The 26,296-nt window shown below is 66.6% G+C and carries 20 protein-coding genes; 10 read left to right on the top strand and 10 right to left on the bottom strand.

What is annotated here, in order from left to right:
• Window positions 1–11 precede the first annotated feature (11 nt).
• Window positions 12–809, bottom strand: coding sequence for a transglutaminase family protein (locus CQ050_RS13535; RefSeq protein ID WP_105557331.1), 798 nt, complete (start codon window positions 807–809; stop codon window positions 12–14).
• Window positions 810–1,247: 438 nt separating this feature from the next.
• Here CQ050_RS13535 and CQ050_RS13530 point away from each other — a divergent pair, with 438 nt between their 5' ends.
• Genes CQ050_RS13530 through CQ050_RS13510 form a run of 5 tightly spaced genes read left to right on the top strand, consistent with a single transcriptional unit; the run spans window position 1,248 to window position 6,139 of the window.
• Entirely contained in the window at window positions 1,248–1,901 is a 654-nt protein-coding gene (locus tag CQ050_RS13530) for a hydrolase (RefSeq protein ID WP_105557330.1), read from the top strand.
• Between the two features lie 13 nt (window positions 1,902–1,914).
• A complete protein-coding gene (locus CQ050_RS13525) occupies window positions 1,915–2,214 on the top strand; it encodes a XapX domain-containing protein (protein WP_105557329.1) in 300 nt (99 codons plus the stop codon).
• A complete protein-coding gene (locus CQ050_RS13520; protein WP_105557328.1) occupies window positions 2,207–4,114 on the top strand; it encodes an amidohydrolase in 1,908 nt (635 codons plus the stop codon). The genes CQ050_RS13525 and CQ050_RS13520 overlap by 8 nt, the downstream gene beginning before the upstream one ends.
• A complete protein-coding gene (locus CQ050_RS13515; protein WP_233214027.1) occupies window positions 4,099–4,521 on the top strand; it encodes a DoxX family membrane protein in 423 nt (140 codons plus the stop codon). Before CQ050_RS13520 ends, CQ050_RS13515 begins: the two co-directional genes overlap by 16 nt.
• On the top strand, window positions 4,508–6,139 hold the full coding sequence (locus tag CQ050_RS13510) for an MFS transporter (RefSeq protein WP_233214025.1): 1,632 nt from the start codon (window positions 4,508–4,510) through the stop codon (window positions 6,137–6,139). Before CQ050_RS13515 ends, CQ050_RS13510 begins: the two co-directional genes overlap by 14 nt.
• Before the next feature lie 13 nt (window positions 6,140–6,152).
• Here the strand turns inward: CQ050_RS13510 and CQ050_RS13505 are convergent, their stop codons facing one another.
• The 5 genes from CQ050_RS13505 to garD all read right to left on the bottom strand — a co-directional run bounded on the left by CQ050_RS13505 (window position 6,153) and on the right by garD (window position 12,634).
• On the bottom strand, window positions 6,153–7,274 hold the full coding sequence (locus CQ050_RS13505; protein WP_233214023.1) for a cyclic nucleotide-binding domain-containing protein: 1,122 nt from the start codon (window positions 7,272–7,274) through the stop codon (window positions 6,153–6,155).
• A gap of 112 nt (window positions 7,275–7,386) precedes the next feature.
• Window positions 7,387–8,319, bottom strand: coding sequence for a helix-turn-helix transcriptional regulator (locus CQ050_RS13500; RefSeq protein ID WP_105557326.1), 933 nt, complete (start codon window positions 8,317–8,319; stop codon window positions 7,387–7,389).
• 552 nt (window positions 8,320–8,871) lie between these two features.
• Complete coding sequence (locus CQ050_RS13490) at window positions 8,872–9,876, bottom strand: tripartite tricarboxylate transporter substrate binding protein (protein ID WP_105557324.1); 1,005 nt, start codon at window positions 9,874–9,876, stop codon at window positions 8,872–8,874.
• Window positions 9,877–9,949: 73 nt separating this feature from the next.
• Window positions 9,950–10,999 (bottom strand): SMP-30/gluconolactonase/LRE family protein, encoded by a 1,050-nt coding sequence (locus CQ050_RS13485; protein ID WP_105557323.1) that lies wholly within the window; start codon window positions 10,997–10,999, stop codon window positions 9,950–9,952.
• Window positions 11,000–11,059: 60 nt separating this feature from the next.
• Window positions 11,060–12,634 carry a galactarate dehydratase gene (gene garD / locus CQ050_RS13480; RefSeq protein WP_105557359.1) on the bottom strand — a complete coding sequence of 525 codons (1,575 nt, stop codon included), beginning with the start codon at window positions 12,632–12,634 and terminating at the stop codon, window positions 11,060–11,062.
• A 245-nt stretch (window positions 12,635–12,879) separates the two neighbouring features.
• On the opposite strand from garD, the gene kdgD reads away from it, so the two are divergent.
• The 5 genes from kdgD to CQ050_RS13455 all read left to right on the top strand — a co-directional run bounded on the left by kdgD (window position 12,880) and on the right by CQ050_RS13455 (window position 19,866).
• Window positions 12,880–13,794, top strand: a complete 915-nt coding sequence (gene kdgD, locus CQ050_RS13475) for a 5-dehydro-4-deoxyglucarate dehydratase (RefSeq protein ID WP_105557315.1) — start codon at window positions 12,880–12,882, stop codon at window positions 13,792–13,794.
• Window positions 13,795–13,869: 75 nt separating this feature from the next.
• On the top strand, window positions 13,870–15,453 hold the full coding sequence (locus CQ050_RS13470; RefSeq protein WP_105557322.1) for an aldehyde dehydrogenase (NADP(+)): 1,584 nt from the start codon (window positions 13,870–13,872) through the stop codon (window positions 15,451–15,453).
• A 193-nt stretch (window positions 15,454–15,646) separates the two neighbouring features.
• Window positions 15,647–16,231 (top strand): sigma-70 family RNA polymerase sigma factor, encoded by a 585-nt coding sequence (locus tag CQ050_RS13465; RefSeq protein ID WP_369868288.1) that lies wholly within the window; start codon window positions 15,647–15,649, stop codon window positions 16,229–16,231.
• Window positions 16,228–17,229 carry a FecR domain-containing protein gene (locus CQ050_RS13460; protein WP_199196806.1) on the top strand — a complete coding sequence of 334 codons (1,002 nt, stop codon included), beginning with the start codon at window positions 16,228–16,230 and terminating at the stop codon, window positions 17,227–17,229. Before CQ050_RS13465 ends, CQ050_RS13460 begins: the two co-directional genes overlap by 4 nt.
• 225 nt (window positions 17,230–17,454) lie before the next feature.
• A complete protein-coding gene (locus CQ050_RS13455; protein ID WP_105557357.1) occupies window positions 17,455–19,866 on the top strand; it encodes a TonB-dependent receptor in 2,412 nt (803 codons plus the stop codon).
• A gap of 36 nt (window positions 19,867–19,902) precedes the next feature.
• Here CQ050_RS13455 and CQ050_RS13450 read toward each other — a convergent pair whose 3' ends face one another.
• The 4 genes from CQ050_RS13450 to CQ050_RS13435 are packed head-to-tail and all read right to left on the bottom strand — an operon-like array spanning window position 19,903 to window position 26,041.
• A complete protein-coding gene (locus CQ050_RS13450; protein ID WP_105557320.1) occupies window positions 19,903–21,039 on the bottom strand; it encodes a hybrid sensor histidine kinase/response regulator in 1,137 nt (378 codons plus the stop codon).
• 20 nt (window positions 21,040–21,059) lie between these two features.
• Window positions 21,060–21,677, bottom strand: coding sequence for a chemotaxis protein CheB (locus CQ050_RS13445; protein WP_105557319.1), 618 nt, complete (start codon window positions 21,675–21,677; stop codon window positions 21,060–21,062).
• Entirely contained in the window at window positions 21,674–22,513 is an 840-nt protein-coding gene (locus CQ050_RS13440; protein ID WP_105557356.1) for a protein-glutamate O-methyltransferase CheR, read from the bottom strand. Before CQ050_RS13440 ends, CQ050_RS13445 begins: the two co-directional genes overlap by 4 nt.
• A 36-nt stretch (window positions 22,514–22,549) precedes the next feature.
• Window positions 22,550–26,041 carry a response regulator gene (locus CQ050_RS13435; protein WP_105557318.1) on the bottom strand — a complete coding sequence of 1,164 codons (3,492 nt, stop codon included), beginning with the start codon at window positions 26,039–26,041 and terminating at the stop codon, window positions 22,550–22,552.
• Window positions 26,042–26,296 lie beyond the last annotated feature (255 nt).

The following is a 26,296-nucleotide window of genomic DNA, read 5'->3' as shown; positions in this document are numbered from 1 at the left end:
ACGCGGAGGGTTCAGTGGCTGGTCTGCACCTGCACCGACACCTTCATGGTCAACGCGGCCGCCGCGCCATGTAGCCATCGCACGGGCGAGGCCGATTCATAGTCGCGCGCCACCGCCAGCCGGCAATGGCCGTCGGACGCGAAGCAGGCGTGGCTGACGTCCACGCTGACCCAGCCGTGCCGCGCCAGCCAGACGTCCGCCCAACCGTGGCTGGCGGCATCGTCGCCGGCCATGTGCCAATAGCCGCTGACGTAGCGGGCCGGCGTGCCGAAGCCGCGCACGCAAGCCAGCAGGAGATGGGTGTGGTCCTGGCTGCCGCCGCGCCCCGCCGCCAGCACCTGCGCCGCGGTCATCGGGGCATCGCCGAGCCCCGGCGCGTAGGCCACCCGTTCGCGGATGGCGGCGCTTAACCGCAGCACGTCCTCGGGCGTCTGCATGCCGCCGGGAACGACGTGGCGGCAAAATTCCCGGATGCTGTCGTCGCACTGGGTCAACGCCGTCGGCACGCCGTAGATGTGGACGGGCAAGCGGTCGTCTTCGTCGCCCACATGGCCCTGGGCCAACGGATGGATGTCCACCTGGCCCACCGCATGGATCTCGATTTCGCTATGGGTGCGATGCAGGGTCAGCGTGTGGATGACGTTGCCGTAGGCGTCCACCTGCGGCTGGATCTCGCCGGGCGTCTGGATCTGCCATCGCAGCGCATGCTGGTGGTCGTCGCGCCGCGGCGTCAGCCGTAGCGTCTGGATGCTGTAGTTCACCGGGGCGGCATAACGGTAGCGGGTCACGTGCTTGATGAGATGCTTCATGAAAGTCTCCACACTGCAAAGTCACGCTGACAACGTCGGGGCCGTCCGCCCCCTGGCCCGGCGGGCATGACGTTCGATAGTAGCAATAGTGCGTTGAAATAATTAAGCAACTTGCATGCCAAGCGTGGAGGCTGACCGTTGTCGACAATTTCCCCTGGGAAACCGGGCCACGCCGGCCCAGGCTTGAAGATCGCGGCTCCCCGGAACGACGCGTTTGGCACCAATGCAGTGCATGCTTCGCCCGATTGCGGGTCGCGCCGTCCGCGCCGTGCGCGCCGTCCGCGCAGTCCAACGCGGACCAGGCACGCGAACCCGGCACGATGCACACCGCCCGCGCAGTCACAATCTTCAAACCGGCGGACAAATGTTCAATACGCCCGGTGGCCGCGCTGGCACATTGCAGGGGTTTTCCCACCCACGCATTCGCAGGAGTCATCCATGCCCATCACCGCTACCCCCACGCCCGGCGCCAAGCTGCTTTCCCCCAAGGACCACACGCTCATCATGATCGACTTCCAGTCGCAGATGGCGTTCGCCACCCATTCCATCGACGCCATCACGTTGCGCAACAACGCCGCGCTGGTGGCCCACGCCGCCGCAGGCTTCGGCGCGTCCACGATCCTCACGACGGTTGCCGAAAAGAGCTTTTCGGGCCCGATGTTCGACGAAGTCGTCCAGCCCTTCCCCGGCCAGACCCTGCTGGACCGCACGTCCATGAACACGTGGGAGGATGCCGCGGTGATCAAGCGGGTCAACGAAATCGGTAAAAAGCGCATCGTGCTGGCCGGCCTGTGGACCAGCGTCTGCATCGTCGGCCCGGCCTTGTCCGCGCTGGATCAGGGTTTCGAGGTCTACGTCATCACCGACGCGTGCGGCGACGTCTCGGTCGAAGCCCACAACCGCGCCATCGAGCGTATCGTGCAAGCGGGCGGCCAGCCGATCACGGCGCTGCAGTACCTGCTGGAAATGCAGCGCGACTGGGCACGCACGGATACCTACGAAATGACGACCGGCATCGCCAAGCGGTTCGGCGGCGCCTATGGCCTGGGCATCATCTACGCCAAGACCATGTTCAACGCCCACGAAGGCTGATCGGAGTCCGCTGATGAAGGTCTACCTGGTTTCATTGGGGCTCGGCCTGCTGGTCGGGATTATCTATGCGCTTTTCAATGTGCGGTCTCCCGCGCCTCCCGTGATTGCCCTGGTAGGCCTGCTTGGCATCCTGGCGGGCGAACAGCTTCCCCCGCTGGTCAAACGCCTGCTGTCCGACGAGGCCACCCGCACGTCCTGGATTCACCAGCAGGTCAAACCGCACATGTTCGGCGAGCTGCCCAGTTGCCCCAAGCCCCCCGCCAACCCCGCCCAATCGACCCCGGATGCATGTGGAGACAAGCGCAATGCCTGACACCCCCGATACCGCGCGCCTCGGCGCGCCCGACCTGATCCTGCATCAGGGCCGCTTCACGACGCTAGACCCCGCCAACCCGACGGCCGACGCCGTCGCCATCCAGGACGGCCGCTTCACGCGCGTGGGCACGGCCGCCGACATCCTGCCGCTGGCCGGCCCGCGCACGAAGGTCATCGGCCTGAACGGGCGCGGCGTGCTGCCGGGCCTGATCGACAACCACCTGCACATCATCCGCGGCGGGCTGAACTACAACATGGAGCTGCGCTGGGACGGCGTGACGAGCCTGGCCGACGCCATGTCCATGTTGCGCCGGCAAGTCGCCATCACCCCCGCTCCGCAGTGGGTGCGCGTGGTGGGCGGCTTCACCGAACATCAGTTTGCCGAAAAGCGCTTGCCGACCATCGAAGCGTTGAACGCGGTGGCGCCCGACACGCCCGTGTTCATTCTGCATCTGTACGACCGCGCGCTGCTGAACGCCGCGGCCTTGCGCGCCGTGGGCTACGACAAGACCACGCCGGCCCCGCCGGGCGGCGAGATCGTGCGCGACGCGGCCGGCAACCCCACGGGGCTGCTGCTGGCCAAGCCCAATGCATCGATTCTGTATGCCACCCTGGCCAAAGGCCCGAAGCTGCCGTTCGACTATCAGCTGAATTCCACGCGCCATTTCATGCGCGACCTGAACCGGCTGGGCGTCACGGGCGCCATCGACGCCGGCGGCGGCTTCCAGAACTACCCCGAGGACTATCAGGTCATCCAGCAACTGGCCGACGCCGGCCAGTTGACGATCCGCCTGGCCTACAACCTGTTCACGCAAAAGCCCAAGCAGGAAAAGGAAGACTTCCTGAACTGGACCGCCACGTCGCAATACAAACAAGGCACGGACTACTTCCGCCATAACGGCGCTGGCGAAATGCTGGTGTTTTCCGCGGCCGACTTCGAAGACTTCCGCCAGCCACGGCCCGAGATGGGACCCGAAATGGAAGGCGAACTGGAAGAAGTCGTGCGCATCCTGGCGCAAAACCGCTGGCCGTGGCGGTTGCACGCAACCTACGACGAAACGATTTCGCGCGCGCTGGACGTGTTCGAACGCGTCAACCGGGACGTGCCGCTGGCTGGCCTGAACTGGTTCTTCGACCACGCCGAGACGATTTCGGAACGCTCCATCGACCGCATCGCGGCGTTGGGCGGCGGCGTGGCCGTGCAGCACCGCATGGCCTATCAGGGCGAGTACTTCGTCGAGCGCTATGGCGCGGGCGCGGCCGAAGCCACGCCGCCGGTCAAGCGCATGCTGGAGCAAGGCGTGAACGTGTCCGCCGGCACCGACGCCACGCGGGTGGCGTCCTACAACCCATGGGTGTCGCTGTCCTGGCTGATCACCGGCAAGACGGTCGGCGGCCTGCGGTTGACCCCGCAGCGCAATTGCCTGGACCGCGACGCCGCGCTCCGCATGTGGACCGAAAACGTCACCTGGTTCTCGAACGAACAAGGCAAGAAGGGCCGCATCGCCGAGGGCCAGCTGGCCGACTTGATCGTGCCCGACCGCGACTTTTTCGCCTGCCCGGAATCCGACATCGCCGACACCGCCAGCCTGCTCACCATCGTGGGCGGCAAGGTCGTGTGGGGCGCCGGCGAATTCACCCCCCACGACGAGGCCGTGCCGCCGCCCGCGATGCCGGACTGGTCGCCCACGCGGCTGTTCGGCGGTTATGGCGCTTGGGGCGACACCGAAGGCAAGCCCCTGCAAGCCGCCGTGCGCGAAGCCGCGTCCGGCTGCGCGTGCGCCAACGACTGCAATGTCCACGGCCATCAGCACGCGGGCGCCTGGGCCAGCCGACTGCCCGTGTCGGATCTGAAGGGCTTCTGGGGTGCGCTGGGTTGCGCATGCTGGGCCGTATGACGATGCGCGCGGTAGTGACCTCGCGCGCCGTCCATTGGCTTGCCCTGCTGGCGCTATGCGGCGCCTATCTGCAGGGCGGCATGGTCAAGCTGCTGGACTTCGATGGCGCCCAGGCGGAAATGGCGCATTTCGGCTTGCAGCCCGCCGCACTGGCGGCCGCTGCCGTTATTCTGCTGGAATTGGGCGCAAGCGCGCTGGTCCTGGCCGGCCGGCTGCGCTGGCTGGGCGCCCTGGCGCTGGCCGGCTTCACCGCCGCGGCGGCGCTGATGGCCAACCGGTACTGGGAAGCGCCCGCCAACGCGCGTTTCATGACCATGAACGCGTTCTATGAGCACTTTGGATTGGCCGGGGCATGGGTCCTGGTCGCATGGCATGACTTGACGGGGCGCCCCCATGACAAGCGTTAACCGCAACACCCCTCCGCCCGCCGCCGTCGGCGGCATGGCCCCGCTCAAGCACACGCTGTTCGCCGTGTTGTGGGGCGCGACCATCCTGGGCAATATCGGCAGCTTCATGCGCGACGTCGCCAGCGCCTGGCTCGTCACCGATCTATCGTCCAACCCCGCCGCGGTCGCGATGATGCAGACCGCCGCCACGCTGCCGGTCTTTCTGCTGGCCATCCCCGCCGGCGTGCTGTCCGACATCCTGGACCGGCGCCGGTTTCTGATTGTCATTCAGGTGCTGCTGGCCTGCGTCAGTTTCACCCTGCTGATGATGGCCAAGACGAACACGTTGACCGTGGAATACCTGATCGCGCTGACTTTCCTGGGCGGCGTGGGCACCGCGCTGATGGGCCCGACCTGGCAAGCCATCGTGCCCGAACTGGTGCCCAAGGCCGAACTGAAAACGGCGGTGGGCCTGAACTCGCTGGGCATCAACATTGCGCGCGCCTTGGGCCCGGCCGTGGGCGGCCTGCTGCTGGCCGCGTTCGGCGCCGCCGCCGCGTACGGCGCGGACGTGCTCAGCTATGTGTTCGTGATCGGCGCCCTGCTCTGGTGGAAGCGGCCCAAGAAGGTGGACGACGGCTTGTCCGAACAATTCTTCGGGGCTTTCCGCGCCGGTGTGCGTTTCGCCCGCGCCAGCCATGAGCTGCACGTCGTGCTGCTACGCGCGGCCGTGTTCTTCATCTTCGCCAGTTCCGTCTGGGCGCTGTTGCCGCTGGTGGCGCGGCGCATGCTGGGCGGCAGCGCGGGCTTCTACGGCATCTTGCTGGGCGCCGTGGGCGTCGGTGCGATCCTGGGCGCAGTCATCCTGCCCAAGCTGCGCCAGCGCCTGAACACGGACGGCCTGGTATTGGTTGCCGCCGCCCTCACGGCGGTCGTGATGGCGGCCCTGTCCTTCGCGCCCCCGCAATGGGCGGCGGTGTTGCTGCTGCTGCTGTTGGGCATGGGCTGGATCGTCGCGCTGACCACCTTCAACGGCGTTGCCCAGTCCATCCTGCCCAACTGGGTGCGCGGACGGGGCCTGGCGATCTACCTGATGGTCTTTAACGGCGCGATGGCCGCCGGCAGCCTGGGCTGGGGCTTGCTGGCGCAAGAAATCGGCGTGCCGGCGACCCTGCTTGCCGGCGCCGCCGGCCTGCTCGTCGCCGGACTCGTGCTGCACCGCATGCGCCTGCCCCAGGGCGAGGCCAATCTGGATCCCTCCAATCATTGGCCCGAACCGTTGCTGGATGCGCCGATCGAACATGACAGGGGTCCCGTCATGGTGCAGATCGAATACCGCATCCACGTGCAGGATCGCCCCGCTTTCCTGCAAGCGCTCAAGGCGGTGGCGGAAGAACGCCGGCGCGACGGCGCTTACGCCTGGGGCATCGCGGAACATACCAGCGACCCCGAACGGGTTCAGGAGTGGTTCCTGGTGGAGTCCTGGGCGGAACACCTGCGCCAGCATCAGCGCGTGTCGCAGGCCGACGCCGATTTGCAGGGCGAAGCCCAGCGCTTTCACATCGGCCCGGAAAAGCCCGTGGTGCATCATTTCCTGGCGTTGGACATGCGCCAGGCCAAGCCGGGGCCCGTGGCCTGACGGCGCGGCGGCCTCAGTGCGCCGAGGCGTCCAGGAAGCGGTGCACCACGCGCACCGCGGCCGCGCCTTCGGCGATGCTGGCCAATACGTGCTTGACCGACCCCGCCCGCACCGCGCCCACCGCGAACACGCCAGGCTGCGAGCTTTCATAGGCCCTCGCCTGCATGGAACCCGCCGCGGCGCGCCCCGTATGGATGTAGCCCCGATCATCCGTGTCCAGGCAGCCGTCCAGCCATGCCGTGTTGGCCTCCGGCGCCCCCCGGCGCGAACCGTCCTGCATGCCCGTCGCCACAATCAGGCTGCGGGTTTCGATGATCTGCCCGTCGTCCAGCGAAATGCGGTAGGGATAACAGTCGCTATCGAATGCATGCGCCGTGCGCAGGGGCAGCACATGCGATCCGAACCGGCGGCTCTGGACCTCGGCCCTGCGCAGCAGGCCGCCACCGCACAACCCCGAGATGGTGCCCGGGAAGCCCGGCAACATGTCGGCGCGCCTGGAATCGGCGGCGCATAGGGAACCGCCCACCAACAGCGTGTGTAATCCCTCGGACGCGGCGTAACTCGCTGCTGCCAGCCCCGCCGGACCGCCGCCAATCACCGCCAGATCCAGCACGGAATCTTCCTGTTCGGGCTTCGTCGTCGAACGCAGGATAGCCCCGCCGTAGGGCCGTTGGCGCAGATAGCTGATCCGGCGCAGCATGAAGGCGCGCAACACGACATCGGCAAATTCCGGTTCGGCCAGGATCAATTGCGCCAGCCCCGCCCGGCTGACGCGCAGCAACCGGCTAGCGGATTCCGCGCGCACCGTCACCGCGTTGGGGCGGTCGGTGAAAAGGTCCAGGCTGCCCGTGAACTCGCCGTCGCGATGGGTCAACAGGCGTTCCATCGTGCCGTCGGGCTCGCATTCCAGCACCTCGACATACCCTTCCAGGACGACATAGAACGCGCCCTCGCGCTCGCCGCAGTTCAACAGGACACTGCCGCTGGCCGCCGAAATTTCTTCGCCATAGGACGCGGCCCGCAACATCAAGGCGGGAGGCAGCATCGGAAACGCCTGCGCATGCAAAGCCGGCAAATCGGCCGGACGGCAGGCAGAGGCGGAAGAAGCGCCAAGATGGTTGATGAACTCAGTCACGGATCCTCCGGGAAAGCGGCACGATACCGCGAACGGTAGCGCGCCGCTGCCGGCCGCGTCTTGCGCGCTTGCGCCCTGCTTTGTACGAAAGAGCAATGACGCGACGGCGGACTTACGACGCGTTAGCGCGGCGCCAGGCGCCCGGCGACACGCCCACCAGGCTGGTGAACACCCGCGTCATATGCGCCTGGTCGGCAAAACCGCACAACTGCGCGACATCGGTGATGGACCGTCCGGGCGCGCGCAACAGGTCTTGGGCCTTTTGCACGCGCTGCTCCAGCAGCCAGCGGTGCGGCGTCGTACCGACCGTTTGCCGGAACGCCTTGATGAAGTAGCTACGCGACAGGCCGCAGGCTTCGGCGATGTCGGCAATGGAATTGTCGTCCCGCACGGTGGCCAACAGCATGTCCTTGGCACGCGCTTCCAGGCTGCGCGACAACACGCGGCCGCCGCCTGCGTCCGCCCAGCCCGAAGTCGCGCCCGCGCCGTAGCGCTCAAGCACATGGGTGCCGATGGCCAGGCTCAGGTGGTCGACGAACAAGCCGCTGCTTTCCGCCGGCTGCTCCATCATGCAGCCCACCACCTTCGACAGATGCGCCAATACGGGGTCGTGCGAGCCCGCGCGCGGCAACAGGCTGCTGATGCGTGGCCCGCCTCTTTCGTCGTTCACGCGCTCGATGAACGCGCGCGACAGTTCGATCAGCACGAAGTCGAATCCGCCATTCAAGTCGGCGCGATAGTCGTCGTTGAAGTCCCGGATGTAGATCGAACCGGTGTCGAAGTCATGGGTCGATGCGTGATGGCCTTCCAGGATGCGCCGGCGGTGTCCGCCCTGCATCGCCACGCCGACGAGAAAACCGCGGTCGGAGGCCGGCGTCGAGACATTGCCGAAGTGTTCCCGGGCGGTGCTCTTGCGATAGAAGGTCAGGCCTCCGCCTTCGAATTGCTGATTCACCAGCAATTTGCTGGCCGCGCAGCCTAACGCGTCGGTGGACGGCGGCGGCATCGGGGCGGGATCAAGGGACAGGCGTTGACGGGCAGGCATGGATAAGGTCCCCAGGGTGCGGCGAACGCGTAACGGGCAAGAAGATAGCAGGCTATGTTGCTACGCAACAAGCGCCGTCATGAATTTTTTCAAGCTTGCCGCGCACGCAGGTCCGGTTCGATTTCCTAACGCGGCAATGCGGGCCCTGGCGTCAATGGTCCGATGGGCTGCCCGGAGCGCGATGGCATCGGTGGAAGCCGGGGCTGGGCCGGTCCGCTCCATGGGGCGGGCGCCTGGCTTGCGCCCGGTTTCGCCCCCGGCACCGAAGAACCGGCCCCCGAACAAGACGTACCCAGGCATGGCGCGGGGCTGCGCCCGGGATCCACCGTCTTCGGGCACGAGGTTCCCAGACATGCATCTGGCAACGTGCGCGCCGACGGCGGCGGCTGCGGCACGCTTGGCACGCCGTCCCGCGCCAGGGCGGGAGCAGCGGCCAGCGCCATCGACGCAGCAAGAATCAGGGCTTTCATGACGGCTCCGTGACAAGACGGCATGCCGGTCAGTGTGCGCCCATCCTTACCGCATCGCAAGACGCAGCGCCCGCCGTCAGGGTCAATCCAACCGGATATCGGCGCTTTGCACCACCTTGGCCCAACGGGCGCGCTCGCTGTTGAAGAACTGCGTCAGCTCGGCGGGATTGCGGGTCACGATCTCGGCGCCCTGCTCGTTCAACTGCGCCTTCACGTCCGGCTGGTTGACGATCTGCGCCATCAGCATCGCCAGCTTTTCCGCCACGGGATCCGTCGTCGTGACGGGCGCCATCACGCCTTGCCACGTGCCCGATTCAAATCCTTTGACGCCCTGCTCCGAAATGGTCGGGATGTCCGGCACCAATTGCATGCGTTCGCCCTTGGAAATCGCGATCGGCCGCAGCTTGCCCGCCTTGATGTGTGGCAACGTGGCCAGCAGGCCGTTCATGATGACCTGCGTCTGCCCGCCGATCGTGTCCGTGACCGCCTGTGAACCGCCCTTGTAAGGAACGTATTCCCATTGGGCGCCGGTGGCCTGTTGCACCGCGACCGCGGCCAGGTGCGGCGCGCTGCCGATCGCCGTCACGGCGAAGTTCAGGCGTTGCTGCTTCGATAGCGCCACCAGTTCCTGCACGGTCTTGGCCGGCACGTCGGGATGCACGGCCAGCACGTGCGGCGAATACGCCAGCATGCTGACGGCGCGCAGGTCCTTGGACGGGTCGAACGACAATTTGGTGTAGACGGACGGGCTGATCGCCAGCGCACCCACGTCGCACAACAGCACGGTATGGCCTTCCGCCGCCGACTGCACGACCAGGCCGGCGCCCAGGTTGCCGTTGGCGCCCGGCTTGTTCTCCACGACCACCGTCTGCTTGAGCGCGTCGGCCAGGCGCGGCGCCAGGATGCGCGCGATGATGTCCGACGATCCGCCGGGCGGGTACGGCACGATGATGCGCACGGGGCGCGTCGGCCAGTTGGCGGCGGCGCCGGCCGTCGATGCGTTGGCCTGTTGCGCCCAGGCGGGCACCCACGGCGACAGGCAAAGCGCCGCGGCGCCGCCCAGGAATTGCCTCTTGCTTACATTCATGCTGTCTCCACACGGTTTGATGTGTTGTCGGTCAATCGGGCGCAGGCGGCTGTATCGCCACCTTGCGCAAAACTCAGGCGGCGCCCCGCGTTTCAACGTACAGGGCGTAAAGGGAATGGCTGCTGGCCATGAACAGGCGGTTGCGCTTGGCGCCGCCAAAACACAGGTTGGCGCAGCGCTCGGGCAGCCGGATGTGGCCGATGGGCTTGCCGGCGGGGTTGAACACCATCACGCCATCCAGCTCGTCGGATTTGGCATTGGGCGCGCCGTTGCTGCCCCAGCCGCACCACAGGTTGCCGTCCTCGTCGCACTTGATGCCGTCGATGGCGCCGGGGCCTTGCGCGTCCACCACCACCCGCTTGCCCGACAATGCGCCGTCCGCGCCCACGTCGTAGGCCCAGATCACGCGATTGGGCTGATGACGCGACTCCACCACGTACAGCAGCTTTTCGTCGGGCGAAAAGCACAGTCCGTTTGGGCCGGCCAGATCGTCCATCGCGCGCGTCACGCGGCCGTCCGACGGGTCGATGCGGTACACGCCATGCGGCAGTTCGGGCTTGGCCTTGTCGCCCTCCCAGTGGCCGCCGATGCCGAACGGCGGGTCCGTGAACCAGACGGCGCCATTGCGCTGGCAGATGATGTCATTGGGCGAATTGAAGCGTTTGCCGTCGAAGCGGTCGGCCAACACGGTGATCGACCCGTCGTACTCCGTGCGCGTGACGCGCCGCGTCAGGTGTTCGCAGGCCAGCAAGCGGCCTTGCCGGTCGCGCGCCAGTCCGTTGCTGAAGTTGGCGGGTTGACGGAAGACGCTGATCGCGCCCGTGGTTTCGTCCCAACGCAAGATGCGGTCGTTGGGAATGTCGGACACCAGCAGATAGCGCCCGTCGCCGACCCAGACGGGCCCTTCCAGCCACCGAAAGCCGCTGGCCAGTTGCTCGACGCTGCTGCTGTAGATGCGGTACTTGGAAAATTCCGGGTCCAGGATGCGCACGGACGGGTCCGGATAACGCTGCTGCGGCGTAAAGCTGAACGACTGCGCTTGTGCCAGCGCGGCCGGTCCCAGCGCCAATGCGGCGCCCAGCAACCGGCGGCGGCCGGGCTGGGCCAAGGGGGCATGCTCCATCGGTGTCTCCTCTGTTATCGGTGTATTGCGATGGCAATGCGGCAAGGCTGCGTGCGGGTCTCAGGTCACCGGGCCGGGGTTGAACAGCGCCAGCGCGTTGTGCAGCTTGAGCTTTTCCGCACAGGTCTGCTGCCGGCCGCTGGCCACATCCAGCATCAGCCGGAACAGCTCCCAGCCCACGTCTTCGATCGTGGCCTGGCCCGTGGCGATGCGCCCGGCGTTCACGTCCATCAGGTCATGCCAGCGGCGCGCCAGGCTGTCGCGCGTGGCCACCTTGATCACCGGCACCTGGGCCAGCCCGTAAGGCGTGCCGCGGCCGGTGGTGAAAATGTGCAGGTTCATGCCCGCGGCCAACTGCAAAGTGCCGCAGATGAAATCGCTGGCGGGCGTGGCCGCGAATATCAGGCCCTTTTGCGTCAGGCGGTTGCCGGGCGACAGCACCCCATGGATGGGCGACGAGCCCGACTTCACGATCGACCCCATCGCCTTTTCGACGATGTTCGACAAGCCGCCCTTCTTGTTGCCCGGACTGGTATTGGCGCTGCGATCGGCCATGCCCCGCTGCAGGTAATCGTCGTACCAGGCCATCTCGCGCACCAGCGCCTCGGCCACCTCGGGCGTGGCGGCGCGCGCGGTCAGCTGGTCGATGCCGTCGCGCACTTCGGTGTTCTCGGAAAACATGACCGTGCCGCCCGCCCGCACCAGCAGGTCCGTCGCAAAGCCCACGGCCGGGTTGGCGGTCACGCCGGAAAACGCGTCGCTGCCCCCGCACTGCACTCCGACGGTCAGGTCCGACACCGGACACGTTTCCCGCCGGCGCGCGTTCAGTTTTTGCAGATGGCGTTCGGCCGTGCGCATGATCAGATCGATCATGGACTGGAAGCCGACGTTCTCTTCGTCCTGCAATACGATGGTGTCCACGCCCTCGCCTTCGGCGCCCATGCTTTCGCCCGCGCGGATCGGGATGGCGCCCGGCGCCAGCAGGCGTTCGGGCTGGAGCTTTTCGCATCCCAGGCTGACCACCATCGACGTGCCGCCGAAATTCGGGTTGCGCGCAATGTTGTGCAGGGTGCGGATGGGGATCGCGGCGCCGGGCGCATCGATGGCCACGCCGCAGCCATAGGTGTGCTCGATACCGACCACATCGTCCACATTGGGATAGCGCGGCAGCATTTCCTGCCGGATCCGCGCCACCGCGTGTTCGACCACGCCCTGCACGCACTGCACGGTCGTGCTGATGGCCAGAATGTTGCGCGTACCCACGGTGCCGTCCGCGTTGCGATAGCCTTCGAAGGTATAGCCTTCCAGCGGCGGCAACGGCGCAATGCGCGTGCCCACGGGCAGATCCTGCAACGTGCGCGCCGCCGGCATGGTCGTGACGCGTTCATTGATCCAGCTGCCGCGCGGCAACGCTTTCGCGGCGAAGCCGACCACCACGTTGTAGCGCACGACGGCGTCGCCTTCGGCCAGATCGGTCAACGCAACCTTGTGCCCCTGCGGCACCGTGTCCACCAACCGCAGCCCGTCGGGCAATTCGGTGCCGGCGGGCAAGCCGCCCTCGTTGGCCACGATCGCCACATTGTCCTGGGGGTGAATCTTGATAAGCACCGGCGCTTGGTCTGCCGCAACCTGCATGAAGAATCCTTTCACATGGGGATGCGCGTAGACCGCATCCGATACGTTATCGTACAACTAAGAGAATATCCTCGAACAGTACCAGAAATAAATTTCGGGTTTCCCCTTGTCTACAAGTGGCTTCATAGGGAAACGGGTCTTGAAACGATTAAATTCATGTTGTACGATGACTTACCTTTTCAACCCCCGCCCACCGTTCAAGGCCGCAACACCAGGCCGCAGCGGACACACCGGACGATCGCGCTATGACTACCCCGCAGGAACTCAAGGAAATTGTGTCGGAAGGACTGCTCTCCTTCCCCGTGACGGACTTTGACCAGAACGGCGATTTCAACGCCAAGAGCTACGCCGCCCGCCTTGAATGGCTGGCTCCGTATGGCGCCACCGCCCTCTTCGCCGCCGGCGGCACCGGCGAGTTCTTCTCCCTGGCCCCCCAGGAGTATTCGGACGTCGTCCGCACCGCCGTCCAGACCTGCGCCGGCAAGGTGCCCATCCTCGCAGGCGCAGGCGGCCCCACCCGCACCGCCATCGCCTACGCCCAGGAAGCCGAGCGCCAAGGCGCCAAGGGCATCCTGCTGCTGCCCCACTACCTGACCGAAGCCTCGCAAGACGGCATCGCCGCTTACGTCGAACAGGTCTGCAACTCCGTCAAGATCGGCGTCATCGTCTACAACCGCGCCCAGTCCCGCCTGTCGGCCGACAGCCTGGCCCAACTGGCCGATCGCTGCCCCAACCTGGTCGGCTTCAAGGACGGCATCGGCGACATCGAAGCCATGGTCCGCATCCGCCGCAAGATGGGCGACCGCTTCTCGTACCTGGGCGGCCTGCCCACCGCCGAGGTCTATGCCGCCGCCTACCGCGCACTCGGCGTGCCCGTCTACTCGTCGGCCGTCTTCAACTTCGTGCCCAAGACCGCCATGGATTTCTACCGCGCCATCGCCGCCGGGGACTCGGCCACCACCAACCGCCTGCTGGATGACTTCTTCCTGCCGTACCTGGAAATCCGCAATCGCAAGGCCGGCTACGCCGTCAGCATCGTCAAGGCCGGCGCCAAGCTGGTCGGCCACGACGCTGGCCCCGTGCGCGCCCCGCTGACCGACCTGACCGGCGAAGAGCTTGAAATGCTTAACGCCCTGATCAAGAAGCTCGGCCCGCAGTAAGCCGCTAGCCAGGCGCGCAACACCGCCACGCATTCCTGCCCCCGATTCGGGGGCGCTTTTTTTCGGAGAATCCTCATGACCTTGACCGGCCAAATGCTGATCGGCGGCACCGCCGTCCTGGGCTCGGGCGCCGCCCAACACGCCATCAATCCCGCCACGGGCGAACGCCTGGAGCCCGGCTTCCCCGCCGGTTCGTCCGACGACGTCGCACGCGCCGCCGAACTGGCCCGTGCCGCGTTTGATCCCTACCGCGCGACACCGCTGGAAACGCGCGCGCAGTTCCTGGAGACCATCGCGGAAGGCATCCTGGCGCTGGGCGACGCGCTGATTGAACGCACCCACCAGGAAACCGGTTTGCCCGTGGCCCGCCTACAGGGCGAACGTGGCCGCACCGTCGGCCAACTGCGCCTGTTCGCCCGCGTGGTCCGCGACGGCTACTTCCTGGACGCCACCATCGACCCCGCCCAGCCCGACCGCCAGCCCTTGCCGCGCGCCGACCTGCGCTTGGCCAATGTGCCGCTTGGCCCCGTGGCCGTCTTCGGCGCCAGCAACTTCCCGTTGGCCTTCTCTGTGGCCGGCGGCGACACCGCGTCGGCACTGGCCGCGGGTTGCCCCGTCATCGTCAAGGCCCACAACGCCCACCCGGGCGCCTCTGAAATGGTCGGCCGCGTAATCCAGGCCGCCGTCGCGCACCACGGCCTGCCCGAAGGCACGTTCTCGCTATTGTTCGGCGCCGGCAGCGAAATCGGCACCGCTTTGGCGACGCACCCCGCCATCACCGCCGTCGGCTTCACGGGGTCTCGCCGCGGCGGCCTGGCGCTGGTCGCGGCCGCCAACGCGCGCCCCGTGCCGATTCCCGTCTACGCCGAGATGTCCAGCATCAACCCGGTGTTCCTGATGCCGGCCGCACTTGAGGCACGCGCCGAAACCATCGCCCGCGGCTTCGTGGATTCGCTGGCCATGGGCGTCGGCCAGTTCTGCACCAACCCCGGCCTGGTCATCGGCATCGAAGGTCCCGCGCTGGAACGCTTCCGCCAGGCCGCCGCGCAAGCGGTCCAGGCCAAGGGCGCGGCCACCATGCTGACCCCGGGCATCTTCGCCGCCTACCAGGAAGGCGCCGACGCACTGGCCAAGCACGCCAGCGTTGCCACGCTGGGCCGTGGCGAAGCTTCGAAACCGGCCGCCAATGCCGCCGGCGCCGTCGTCTTCGGCACCCAGGCCGACCGCTTCCTGGCCTCGCACGAACTCGAAGCCGAAGTCTTCGGCCCGGCCTCGCTGGTCGTCGCTTGCAAGGACATTGCGCAAATGAAGGCCGTGGCCGAACACCTGGAAGGCCAACTCACCGCCACGATTTTCGTGGACGATGCCGATGTAACGCAGGCGCAAACGCTGCTGCCCGTGCTGGAACGCAAGGCCGGCCGCATCCTGGCCAACGGCTACCCGACCGGCGTCGAAGTCAGCCACGCCATGGTGCATGGCGGCCCCTTCCCCGCCACGTCGAATGCCGCCTCCACCTCGGTGGGCGCCACGGCAATCCGCCGCTTCCTGCGCCCGGTCTGCTACCAGGACCTGCCCGATGCGCTGCTGCCCGACGGCGTGAAGCGCGGCAACCCGCTGGATCTGATGCGCATGGTTGATGGCGTGATGACGGCAGGCTGACCGCCCACGCGATGCGTCATGGAAGCGCCGCGCCCAAGGCATGCGCCTTTTGGCAGCCTGAGGCCGGCGCGCCACACTCGGTTTTCCCCAGGGTTGCCAAGGCGGTCCGCGGCACGCCATAATCTGCGCTCATTTATTAATTGATACGTGTTCGCATTGGCAATGGTGCGGCCCCCTATCGTGAGCGGGCGAAATCGTGAGCGCATCACCAGGTTTATCCCAGGACTTCGAGCATCTATACGGCAATCATCATCACTGGCTGCTCGCCTGGGTGAACTGGCGTCTGGGCAATGCCGCCGATGCCGCGGATCTGGCGCATGACGCGTTCGTGCGCCTGCTGACACGGCCGTGCCATTTCGAGAACCCGCAGCAAGCCCGCGCTTACCTGCGCAAAATGGCCAATGGCATGTGTGTCGACCTGTGGCGCCGGCGCAGCCTGGAACAAGCGTGGCTGGAAGCGTTGGCGGCACAGCCGGAACCCACGGCCGCTTCCGCGGAACAACAGGCCATGGTGCTTGAGGCCCTGGGCGAAATCGACGCCATGCTTCGTGAATTGCCGCCCAAGGTGGCGCACGCCTTCGTCATGGCGGTCGCCTGCGACATGACGGACAACGAAGTCGCCGCGACGCTCAACGTGTCATCACGCATGGTGCGCAAGTATGTCGCGCAGGCCATGCTCTGCTGCATGAAGCTTGAAGCCCGGCTGACCGCAGGCCTGGCCGACGCGCCACCTGTGCCGGTTTCCCCGACCGCCGCTGCCGTGCCCTCCACGCCATGACCGTCATGGCCTCGCCCGAGCCCTCGCACCGTGCAATGGAAGAAGCCGCCGAGTGGTATGCCTTGCTGCGCACCGGAGACGCTTCGGCCGCCGACCAACAGAAATGGAAACAGTGGCTGGCCCGCGATGACGCGCATCAGCAGGCGTGGCGCTACGTCGAACGTGTCGGCCGCCGCTTCGCTCCGCTGCAAGCCAGCCCGGACCGCGACGCTGCTGTCGCGGCATTTCACCAGACCGTCAGTGCCGCGCCACGCCGGCGGCGGCAGGTGTTGCTGGGTCTGGCCGGCGGCCTTGGGCTGTCCTGGCTGGGATGGACCGGCTGGCGCCAAACGCCCTTGTCCGCCCTGGCATCGCTGTGGGGCACGGACTATCGCGCCGGCGTGGGAGAAACGCCGCAAGTTGCCCTGCCCGACGGCACCACGGTCTGGATCAAGGCCCTGAGCGGGTTCAATCTGGCCTACAGCGACACGCAGCGCCGCCTGGAATTGGTGGCGGGAGAAATACTGGTCGATACCGGCAAAGATCCGCTACGCCCCTTTGTCGTCGATACCGCCGAGGGCCGGCTGCAGGCCTTGGGAACGCGCTTTTCCGTCAGCCATGGCGATGCCGGGATCCTGGTCGCCGTCTATGACGGCGCCGTCCGCGTGACCCCGGCGGGCGCCGGCGCAAGCGCGGTCGTGCCGACCGGCCGCCAGGTTCGATTCACCGCCGATGCGCTGCAGCCGCTGATGCCGGCCGACCCCGCGCGGGAAAGCTGGCGCAACGGCCTGCTGCTGGCCGACGGCACGCCCCTGGCCGACGTCGTCGCTGAACTGCGCCGCTACCACGCCGGACACTTGGGCGTTTCGCCCCAGGTGGGGCAATTGCGCGTATTTGGCAGCTATCCCCTGGATGACGCGAATCGCGCGCTCGACATGCTGGCTTCGGTGCTGCCCATCCGCCTGAGCCGCGCCCTGCCTTGGTGGGTAAGCATCGAACCGCGATTGAAGTCGGATTGACGCTGCAAAAAAATAATGGGGCTTGGCGGTTCCGCATTTCGCCGCCTCGTTCGATTAAGGAAAGTGAGAGTCCGAGAGTCCAGCCGCCGCACGGCGTTTCCGTTCGCGTCGCCGCCGCCGCGCCTCTCGCTTCCTTCCCATCCCTTGATCGAGCGCACAGATTCCGTCATGCCCCATCGTTTCCCGCCTGCCCTGACCATTTCCGCCCAGCCTGCCGCGCGGCCCATGGCGTGGCGCGGCCCGCGCCGCGGCCCCTTGCTGCCGTTGGCGCTGGCCGCTGCCCTCTCGGCCCTCTGGACGCCGGCGCCGCATGCGCAGCCCGCGCCCACCGAAGCCAGCCAAGCCGCCGAGCGGCAGACGTTCGACATTCCCGCAGCGCCGTTGAACCAGGTGCTGACGCGCCTGGCCAACGAATCGGGCATCTTGCTGGCCGCGCCCCGGGACCTGCTGGCCGGACGCCAGAGCGGCGGCGTGCGCGGGCAGTATTCCCGCCCCGAAGCGCTGAATGTGGCACTGGCCGGCACAGGCTTGCGCGCCGCGCGCGAGGCCCCGAATCAGTACCGGCTGGAAGCCGTTAGCGAAACCGGCACCGCGCTGCTGGACACCGTGACGGTGACCGCCAGCGCGCTCTCCACCGGCTTGCCACCGGTGTATGCCGGCGGCCAGGTCGCCAGCGGCGGGCGCGTTGGGCTGCTGGGCAATCTGGGCGACCTGGACACGCCCTTCAGCGCCACCCAGTACACCGCCAAGCTGATTGAAGATCAACAGGCGCAGAACATCGGCGATGTGCTGGTCAACGACCCTTCCGTCCGCAATACCTATTCGCGCGGCGCCGGGCGCGACGAATTCAATATCCGCGGCTTCTCCCTGTTCAACTACGACGTCGCGTTCAATGGCCTGTACGGCGTCTCGCCGCGCAATTCAAGCTCGTTGATCGGCGTCGAACGCGTGGAGGTCCTGCGCGGCCCGAACGCGCTGCTCAACGGTATGGCGCCCTATGGCTCCGTAGGCGGCGCCATCAACCTCGTGCCCAAGCGCGCCGGCCCCGACCCGCTCAATCGCTACACGCTGACCTACATCGGCGACTCCCAGTTTGGCGTTCATGCCGACCTGGCGCGCCGTTATGGGGACGATCAGGAATGGGGGGTGCGCCTGAACGTGGCCGGCAGCGGCGGCGACCTGCCCCAGGACGGTTCGAAGGAAGACCTGGGCGCGGTCGCCCTGGGCCTGGACTACCAGAGCGAGCGGTTTCGTATCGACGGCGACATCAACTACCAGAACCGGACCACCGACGCGCGCAGCGGACTGCTGTTCCCGCCCGAGCCCGGGATGGACATCGGCGCGGCGCCCGATGCGCGTCGCAATTTCTTCCCATCCTGGACCTACTGGAAGACAAAGGAATGGTCCGGCGCCCTCAGAGCCGAATTCGACGTGACGCCGGATTGGACGGTATATGGCGCCGTGGGCGCTCGCAAGCACGATTTTGAAAGCATGCAGACCAGTTGGCTGATGCTGGACAGCACGGGCGACATCGGCGCCGTCCCCGCCCGCCTGAACGAGTCGCTGCTCAGCAAGACGGGAGAAATCGGTGTGCGCGGCCGTTTCAACACCGGGCCGGTCAAGCACGAGCCGTCGCTTTCGGCCAGCGCCCTGGCAATCGACTATTCCTCGGCCCGCATCCGCTCAAGCACCGTCTTCTCGAACCTGTACCACCCCGCCGACTTGCCGAAACCGGACATCGCCCGGCCGGACGACCTGCCGAAGACCAGCGAATCCCGGCTCTACAGCATTGCGCTGGCCGACAAGATCTCGTTCGCCGACGACCGGGTCCAGGTCATCGCGGGCGTGCGGCACCAGCGGATCGAGTCCACCAACTTTGACGCCGCCACGGGGCGCACCGCTTCAGAGTACGAGAAATCAGCCGTCACGCCGGCGTTCGCGTTGACGGTCCGGCCCACGCAGCAGCTGTCGCTGTACGGCAATTACATCGAAGGCCTCAGCCAGGGCGGCACCGCGCCGGAAGGCGCCATCAATGCCGGACAGATGTTCCCGCCGGAGATCTCCAAACAGTTCGAAGTCGGCGGCAAATACGACTTCGGCAATTTCTTCACCACGCTCAGCGCCTTCCAGATCGAGAAGCCCAGCAGCTACCTGGACCCCGTCAGCCGCCGCTATGTCTCGAATGGCCAGCAGCGCAACCGCGGCTTGGAATTCCTGGTGCAAGGCGACGCCGCGCCGGGCGTCCGCCTGCTGGGTGGCGTGGCGTACACCGATGGACGCCTGACGCGCACGGAAGGCGGCGTGAACAACGGCAATGTGGCGCCTGCGGTGCCGCGCTTCCAATTCAATGCCGCGGCGGAATGGGACACGCCGTTCCTGCCGGGCCTGACATTGACGGCGCGGATGTTGCGCACCAGCCAGCAGTACGTGGATGTCGGCAATACGCAGCAGATTCCGGGGTGGACGCGTTTCGACGTGGGCGCGCGCTATGCGTTCAAGGCCAACGGCACACCGATGGTGGTCCGCGCAACCGTGGAAAACGTGTTCAACAAGGACTATTGGCAGTCCGCCGCGCGTGAAGGCCTGACCGTCGGCGCGCCGCTGACGGTACTGTTGTCGGTGTCAGCGGAATTCTGATCCGGCCAGGAACCGGCGCCACGCCGCGCGGCGGCCCTACCCGCCGTCGCGCGTCACCTCACGCGGCAGGTCCACCCGGAAATGCGTCAAGCCGTCTGCCGACGACGCACTGATGCGGCCGCCGTGGCTCAAGACGATCTGCTGCGCAATGAACAGGCCCAGGCCCAAGCCCTTGTGCCCTTCGGCATGGCGCTCGCCGCCCCGGAACGGGTTGAACAGGTGGGGCAGCAATGCCGGGGAAATGCTGCCCCCGTTGCTGACCGTGACGGCCACGCGGTCAGCCGCCGTCCCGTCAGCCCGAATGCGCACGGGGATGTCGCGGCTGCCGTGGTGCAGCGCGTTGCCCACCAGGTTGCTGAATACCTGGGACAGACGCGCGGCGTCCCAGGCGCCCGCCAGGTTGCCGCCGCACTGGCATTCAATCTGGCGGCCGGGGTAGCCCGTCTGCACTTCTTCGACGGTACGTTGCAGCAAGGCGTCAAGGGACATCCATGCCGGCTCCAGCGTCAGGCCGCCCGCCTGCCGGATGCGCGTGACGTCCAGCAGGTCATCGATCAGGCGGGCCATGCGCTCGCTGCTCTGGATCATGCGCTGCGCCACGCTGGCCACGCGCGCGTCGTCGTTCTGGCGCTGCAGCAGTGCCGCTCCCATGACGATGGATTGCAGCGGGGTGCGCAGATCGTGGCTTAGCACGGCCATGAACATCTCGTTGATGCGCAAGGCCTCGGTGCGCTCGTCCAGCTGCTTGGCCAACGCGCGCTTGCGCTCATGCAGTTCGAAGAAGACGTTCGCCTTCATGCTCAGCATGCGCGGATCGATGGGCTTGTACAGGAAATCGACGGCGCCGCTTTCGTAGCCACGGAATTGCCAGTTCTGCTCGCGCGAGCCGGCGGTTATGAAAATCAGCGGAATGTGGCGCGTGCGCTCGCTGCCGCGAATCAGCTCGGCCAGCTCGAAGCCGTTCATATCGGGCATTTGCACATCCAGCAGCGCCAGCGCCACATCGCCGTGATGCAGCAGCAGTTCCAGGGCCTCGGGCCCGGATTGCGCTTTCAGCACTTCGACCCGGCCGCTCTCCAGCAGCGCTTCCAGCGCGACCAGGTTTTCCGGGACGTCATCGACCAGCAGGCACTTGATGCGTTCGTCTTGCGGTTTGGCGGATGTCAGGAACATGGTGTCGGAACAGGTTGGGATTACGGCAGGCGCGATGTGCGCAGTTGAGCAAAAAGCGTGGCGATTTCACCGGGCGTCAGCACTTCGTGCGCCGGCTGGCGCGCCAGCGCCGCCTGGGGCATGACGGGCATGGCCGCGCTGGACGGCGCCTGCACCACGGTGCGGCCGCCTGCGGCATGGATCGCGGCCAGGCCGGCCGCGCCGTCGCCATTCGCTCCGGAAAGCAACACGCCCAGCAATTTCTCTCCATAGCCGTCGGCGGCGGACTCGAACAGCACGTCGATCGACGGCCGGGAAAAGTACACCGGTTCGCCGACCGACAGCGCCAGCCTTGGGCCCTGGTCCACCAGCAAGTGGTAGTCGGGCGGCGCGAAATAGAGATGGCCGGGGCGGATGGGAAGCTGGTCTTCGGCCTCTTGCACCGTCAAGGCGCAGCGCTCGCGGAAAATATCGACCAGCAGGCTGCGCCGGTCGCGCACCAGATGCAACACGACGATGACCGCGGCATCCAGGTCCGCCGGCAACGCAGGCAGCAGCGTATTCAACGCATCGATCGCGCCGGAAGATCCGCCAATGACGATCGCCTCCCAGGGGCTGGCCGCCGCCGGCATACGCGAAACGGACGCGGCCGCCGTCATCGCCCCGCCTTCTTGCGGTAGATGCGGTCGTCCAGCACGAAATCATCGAAATTGCCGGCCTGCGAGGAAAATCGCAGGGACTCCCGCGACCCCAGCCCCAGGAAACCTCGATGGACCAGCGCATCGTGGAACAGGCCCAGCGCCCGGCTCTGGAGATCGCGCTCGAAATAGATCAGCACATTGCGGCAGGAAATCAGATGGACCTCGGCGAACACGCTATCCGTGGCCAGGCTGTGATCGGAAAAGACCATGTGTTCGCGCAAGCGCTTGTCGAACACCACCCGCCCGTACCGGGCGGTGTAGTAGTCCGACAGCGAACTGCGGCCGCCAGACCGGACATGGTTCGCGGAAAAGGCAGCCACCCGGTCCATATCGAAAATGCCCTGTTCGGCGGCGCGCAGCGCATGCGGATTGATGTCGGTCGCGTAGATCATCGCGCGCTCAAGCAGGCCCTCTTCAGCCAGCAGGATGGCAAGCGAATAGACTTCTTCACCCGCGCTGCACCCCGCCACCCACACCTTGATCGACGGATAGGTGCGCAGAATCGGCAAGACCTCGTTGCGCAACGCCAGGAAATACTCCGGGTCGCGGAACATGTCGCTGACCTGCACCGTCAGGAACTGCAGCAGCGCGGTGAATACCGGCGGGTCGTGCAGCACGCGGTCCTGCAATTGCGACAGCGTCTTGCAGCCGAACTGCGTCAGCGCGCTTTGCAGGCGCCGCTTCAGCGACGCCTGCGCGTACTCGCGAAAGTCATAGTGATAGCGGTGATAGATCGCATCGAGCAACAGCCGTTGCTCGATGTCTGCGATACGCGCTTTGGCGGTGGATGGCATGGTGGTGGTCAACAGGGCATGACGCGGACGGGCGCGTCAGCTGCGCATCCAGACACGGACGAGCGACAGCAGGCGTTCCACATCCAACGGCTTGGCGATGTAGTCGTTGGCGCCGGCAGCCAGGCATTTCTCCTGGTCGTCCTTCATGGCCTTGGCGGTCAGCGCGATGATCGGCAGGCGCCGCCATTCGGGCCGCTTGCGTATCTCGCGCATCGCCGTGTAGCCGTCCATTTCGGGCATCATGATGTCCATCAGCACCAGGTCGATGACCGGCCGGCCGTCCGATCCGGCGCGGCCAAGCGCGTCCAACGCCTCGCGGCCGTTGCGCGCAATCTCCACGCGCACGCCGGTGGGCTCCAGGATGCTGGACAACGCGAACACGTTGCGCACGTCGTCTTCCACCACCAGCACGGTACGCCCTTCCAGCGCGGAATCCCGGCTGCGGGCCAGCTCCAGCATCTGCCGCTGTTCGGGCGGCAACTCTGCTTCCACCTGGTGCAGGAACAGCGTGACTTCATCCAGCAGGCGTTCGGGCGAGCGTGCGTCCTTGATGATGATGGACTTGGAGAAGCGCCGCAAATGCTGCTCTTCATCGCGGGACAACGCGCGGCCCGTATAGACGATGACCGGCGGGAACGACACGCCCTCCTGCTCGGTCATCTGCTGCAGCAGCTCGTAGCCGCTCATGTCGGGCAGGTTCAGATCCATGACGACGCAGTCGAAGGTCGTCTGGCGCAGCAGCGCCAGCGCATCCGCGGCCGTGGCCGCCGGCGCGATCTCGACATCGTTGCGGGCCAGCAACTGGCGCACGCTCTCGCGCTGTCGATCGTCGTCTTCCACCACCAGCACATGCCGCACATGACGGGTGAATTTGGCCTCCAGGCGCTGCAACGCGTGAACCAGTTCCTCGCGTTTGACCGGCTTCAACGCGTAGCCGGCCGCGCCACGGCCCATGGCTTCGCGGGCATAGTCGGCCACCGACACCACGTGAACCGGAATATGGCGAGTCTGCGGATTGCGCTTGAGCTGGTCCAGGACACCCAGGCCCGAGAAGTCAGGCAGATTGATGTCCAGCACAATGGCGTTGGGACGCTCTCGCGAGGCAAGTGCCAGGCCGTCCGTGGCGGTGTGGGCCACCGAACACCCAAAGCCCATCTCGCGCGCCAGATCGCCAAGAATGGCCGCAAAGCGCTCATCGTCCTCGATGACGAGGATCCTGCGCTCGTTGGCGCCCGAAGGGTCGGCCGTATCGGAAGCGGCCGTCGTGGCGAACGCATCGCGCGTTGTGCCGGCGACAAGGGCGTCCGCCCGACGGGCCGGCTCGTCCGGCGCGTCGCCCGGGAAAGCCACGGGCGCGGCGTGCACGAACGCGGACGAGGACGCGGACGCGGACGACATCGCGGGCGCCGCCACGCTGCGCGCGCCCGGCACCGAGCGCGTGCCTTCCAGCCGCAGCGGCAGCTCCAGCGTGAACACGCTGCCTTGCCCCGGCGTGCTGGCCACTGAAATGCTGCCGCCCAGCAGCGTGGCAAGATCGCGCGAAATCGACAGGCCCAGCCCCGTGCCGCCGAATTTGCGGTGCGTGCTGCCGTCGGCCTGGCGGAAGGCCTCGAAAATCAATTCCTGCTGATCCGCCGACACGCCGATGCCGGTGTCCTGCACCGCAAACGCCACCCGGTCGCGCGAGGCCCGCGAGACCCGCAAGGCCACCGTGCCGCGCTGCGTGAACTTGAGGGCATTGGACAGCAGGTTTTTCAGTACCTGTCCCAGGCGTTGCGGATCGGTCTGCAAGGTGGCGGGCACCGCCGGATCGATGTCCAGTTCCAGCGCCAGCCCCTTGTCCTGCGCCATCGGCCGCAAAGGCTCCAGCAAACGTTGCAGCATCGGGGCGACGGCCACTTGCTCGACCTCCAGCGTGGCCTGCCCGGCTTCGATCTTGGACAGATCCAGGATGTCGTTGATCAGCGTCAGCAGGTCGCTGCCGGCCGAGTAAATGGTCTGTGCGTACTTGACCTGCTCGGCGCTGAGGTTGCCGGGCTTGTTGTCCGACAGCAGCTTGGCCAGGATCAGCGTCGAATTCAAGGGCGTGCGCAGCTCGTGGCTCATGTTGGCCAGGAACTCGCTCTTGAACTGGCTGGCCTGCGAGAGCTCGCGGGCCTTCTCGGTCAACGCGCCCTGCACCCGAAGCAGCTGCTGCGTCTGCGCTTCCAGGTTGGAATTGGTTTGTTCCAGCTCGGTCTGCTGCAGTTCCATGCGCGCCTGCGACTCTTGCAGGATACGGCTTTGTTGTTCCAGTTCTTCATTGCTGACGCGCAATTCCTCTTGCTGGGTCTGCAATTCTTCCGCCTGGCGCTGGGTTTCCTCCAGCAACGCTTCCAGCCGTGACCGGTCCTGGCCCGAGCGAATCGCCGAGGCCAGCATTTCCGAGGCCCTTTCCAACAGGTTGCGCTCGCTGTCGCCCACCGGGTGGTTGAAACCCAGTTCGATCACGGCATACACGCGCCCGTTCTGGATGGCCGGCGTCAAGACAAGCTCGGCGGGATTCGAGCGGCCCGTGGCGGAGGCGACCTCAAGGTGCCCCGCCGGCACATTGCGCACGTGCAACAACCGGCGCGAACTGGCGGCCTGCCCGGCCAGGCCTTCGGCCGACTGGATCTTCTGCGCCAGGCGCTCGGGCGGCAACGCAAAGCCGCCGAAAAGCTCCAGTTCGCCGCTGCTCCGGTCAACCACGTATCCCGCGCCCACGTCGGCGTCCAGGTACTCGGCCAGATAATCCAATGCACGCTTGCCGATCTCGTCCAGGCGGTGATCCCCTTGCAGGCGCAGGCTCAAGCCCGACAGGCCGGCCGTCACCCAGGATTGGCGCGCCTTGGCCCGGTACTCCCGCATGGTCATCCCGGCCGAGGCCAGGATCAGCACCAGCAGCAATGCCGAGCCGCCCCACGAGTAATAGGTCGACGTGGCGGCGGCCTCGGCCCAGGCTTCCTTGCCTTCCCTCAGTTCGTCCATCTGCCGCGCATACAGGTCGCCCACCAGATCGCGCAACCGGTCCATGGCCTCTTTGCCCGAATCGGTGCGCACCACGGCCATCGCGGCGTCCACATTGCCGGCCTTGCGCATCTCGACGGTGTCATGCAGTTCGGCCAACTTTTGCCGTGTGATGCCTGCGATGTCGCTGAGGATGCGGCGTTGCGCCGAATCGTTGGCCACGGCTTCCTTCACCAGAGACAGGCGTTCATCAATGAGGCCCAGCGAACGCAGATACGGCTGGAGGTAGGTCGTGTCGCCGGTCAGCAGATAGCCCCGTTGGCCGATCTCGGCATCCTTGAGGGCCGAGTTGAACAGGCTGAGCTGGCGCAACGTCTCGGTCGTGCGGTCCACGGCCTTGACCGCCTGCTGACGGGTATCTGCCGAGCGCACATTGACGAAGGCGATAACCAGCGTAGCCAGCGCGGCCGTCACGAACCCGGCCAATAGCGTCCGGGGAAAGACATAGCGGTTGGCAGGCTGCGACGACGGATTCGGCATGGTAGCGGGTGGCGTGTTCTATAAAGGGGGGGGTGCGGCCCAGCGGTGCAACGATGCGGACGCCTGATGAAAAAAGGCGCAGTCGCTGCAGTGGCCTAAGCGATGGACTATACCTGTTTTGGCGGCACGGGAAAGTGGCCCGCCGCCCCACGATTCAATAAAGCGCGCGCCCTCGAATCTGGGTAAAGTCACGCTGACGCAACGGCCTGGCCCAGCCGCCTGCACCCTACCGATTCCCAGCAGCCCCGACACCTC

The sequence above is a fragment of the Achromobacter sp. MYb9 genome (assembly GCF_002975275.1).
Taxonomy (GTDB): domain Bacteria; phylum Pseudomonadota; class Gammaproteobacteria; order Burkholderiales; family Burkholderiaceae_B; genus Achromobacter.
The sequence above is the reverse complement of the archived record's forward strand: the minus strand, read 5'-3'. Positions and strand labels throughout refer to the sequence as shown.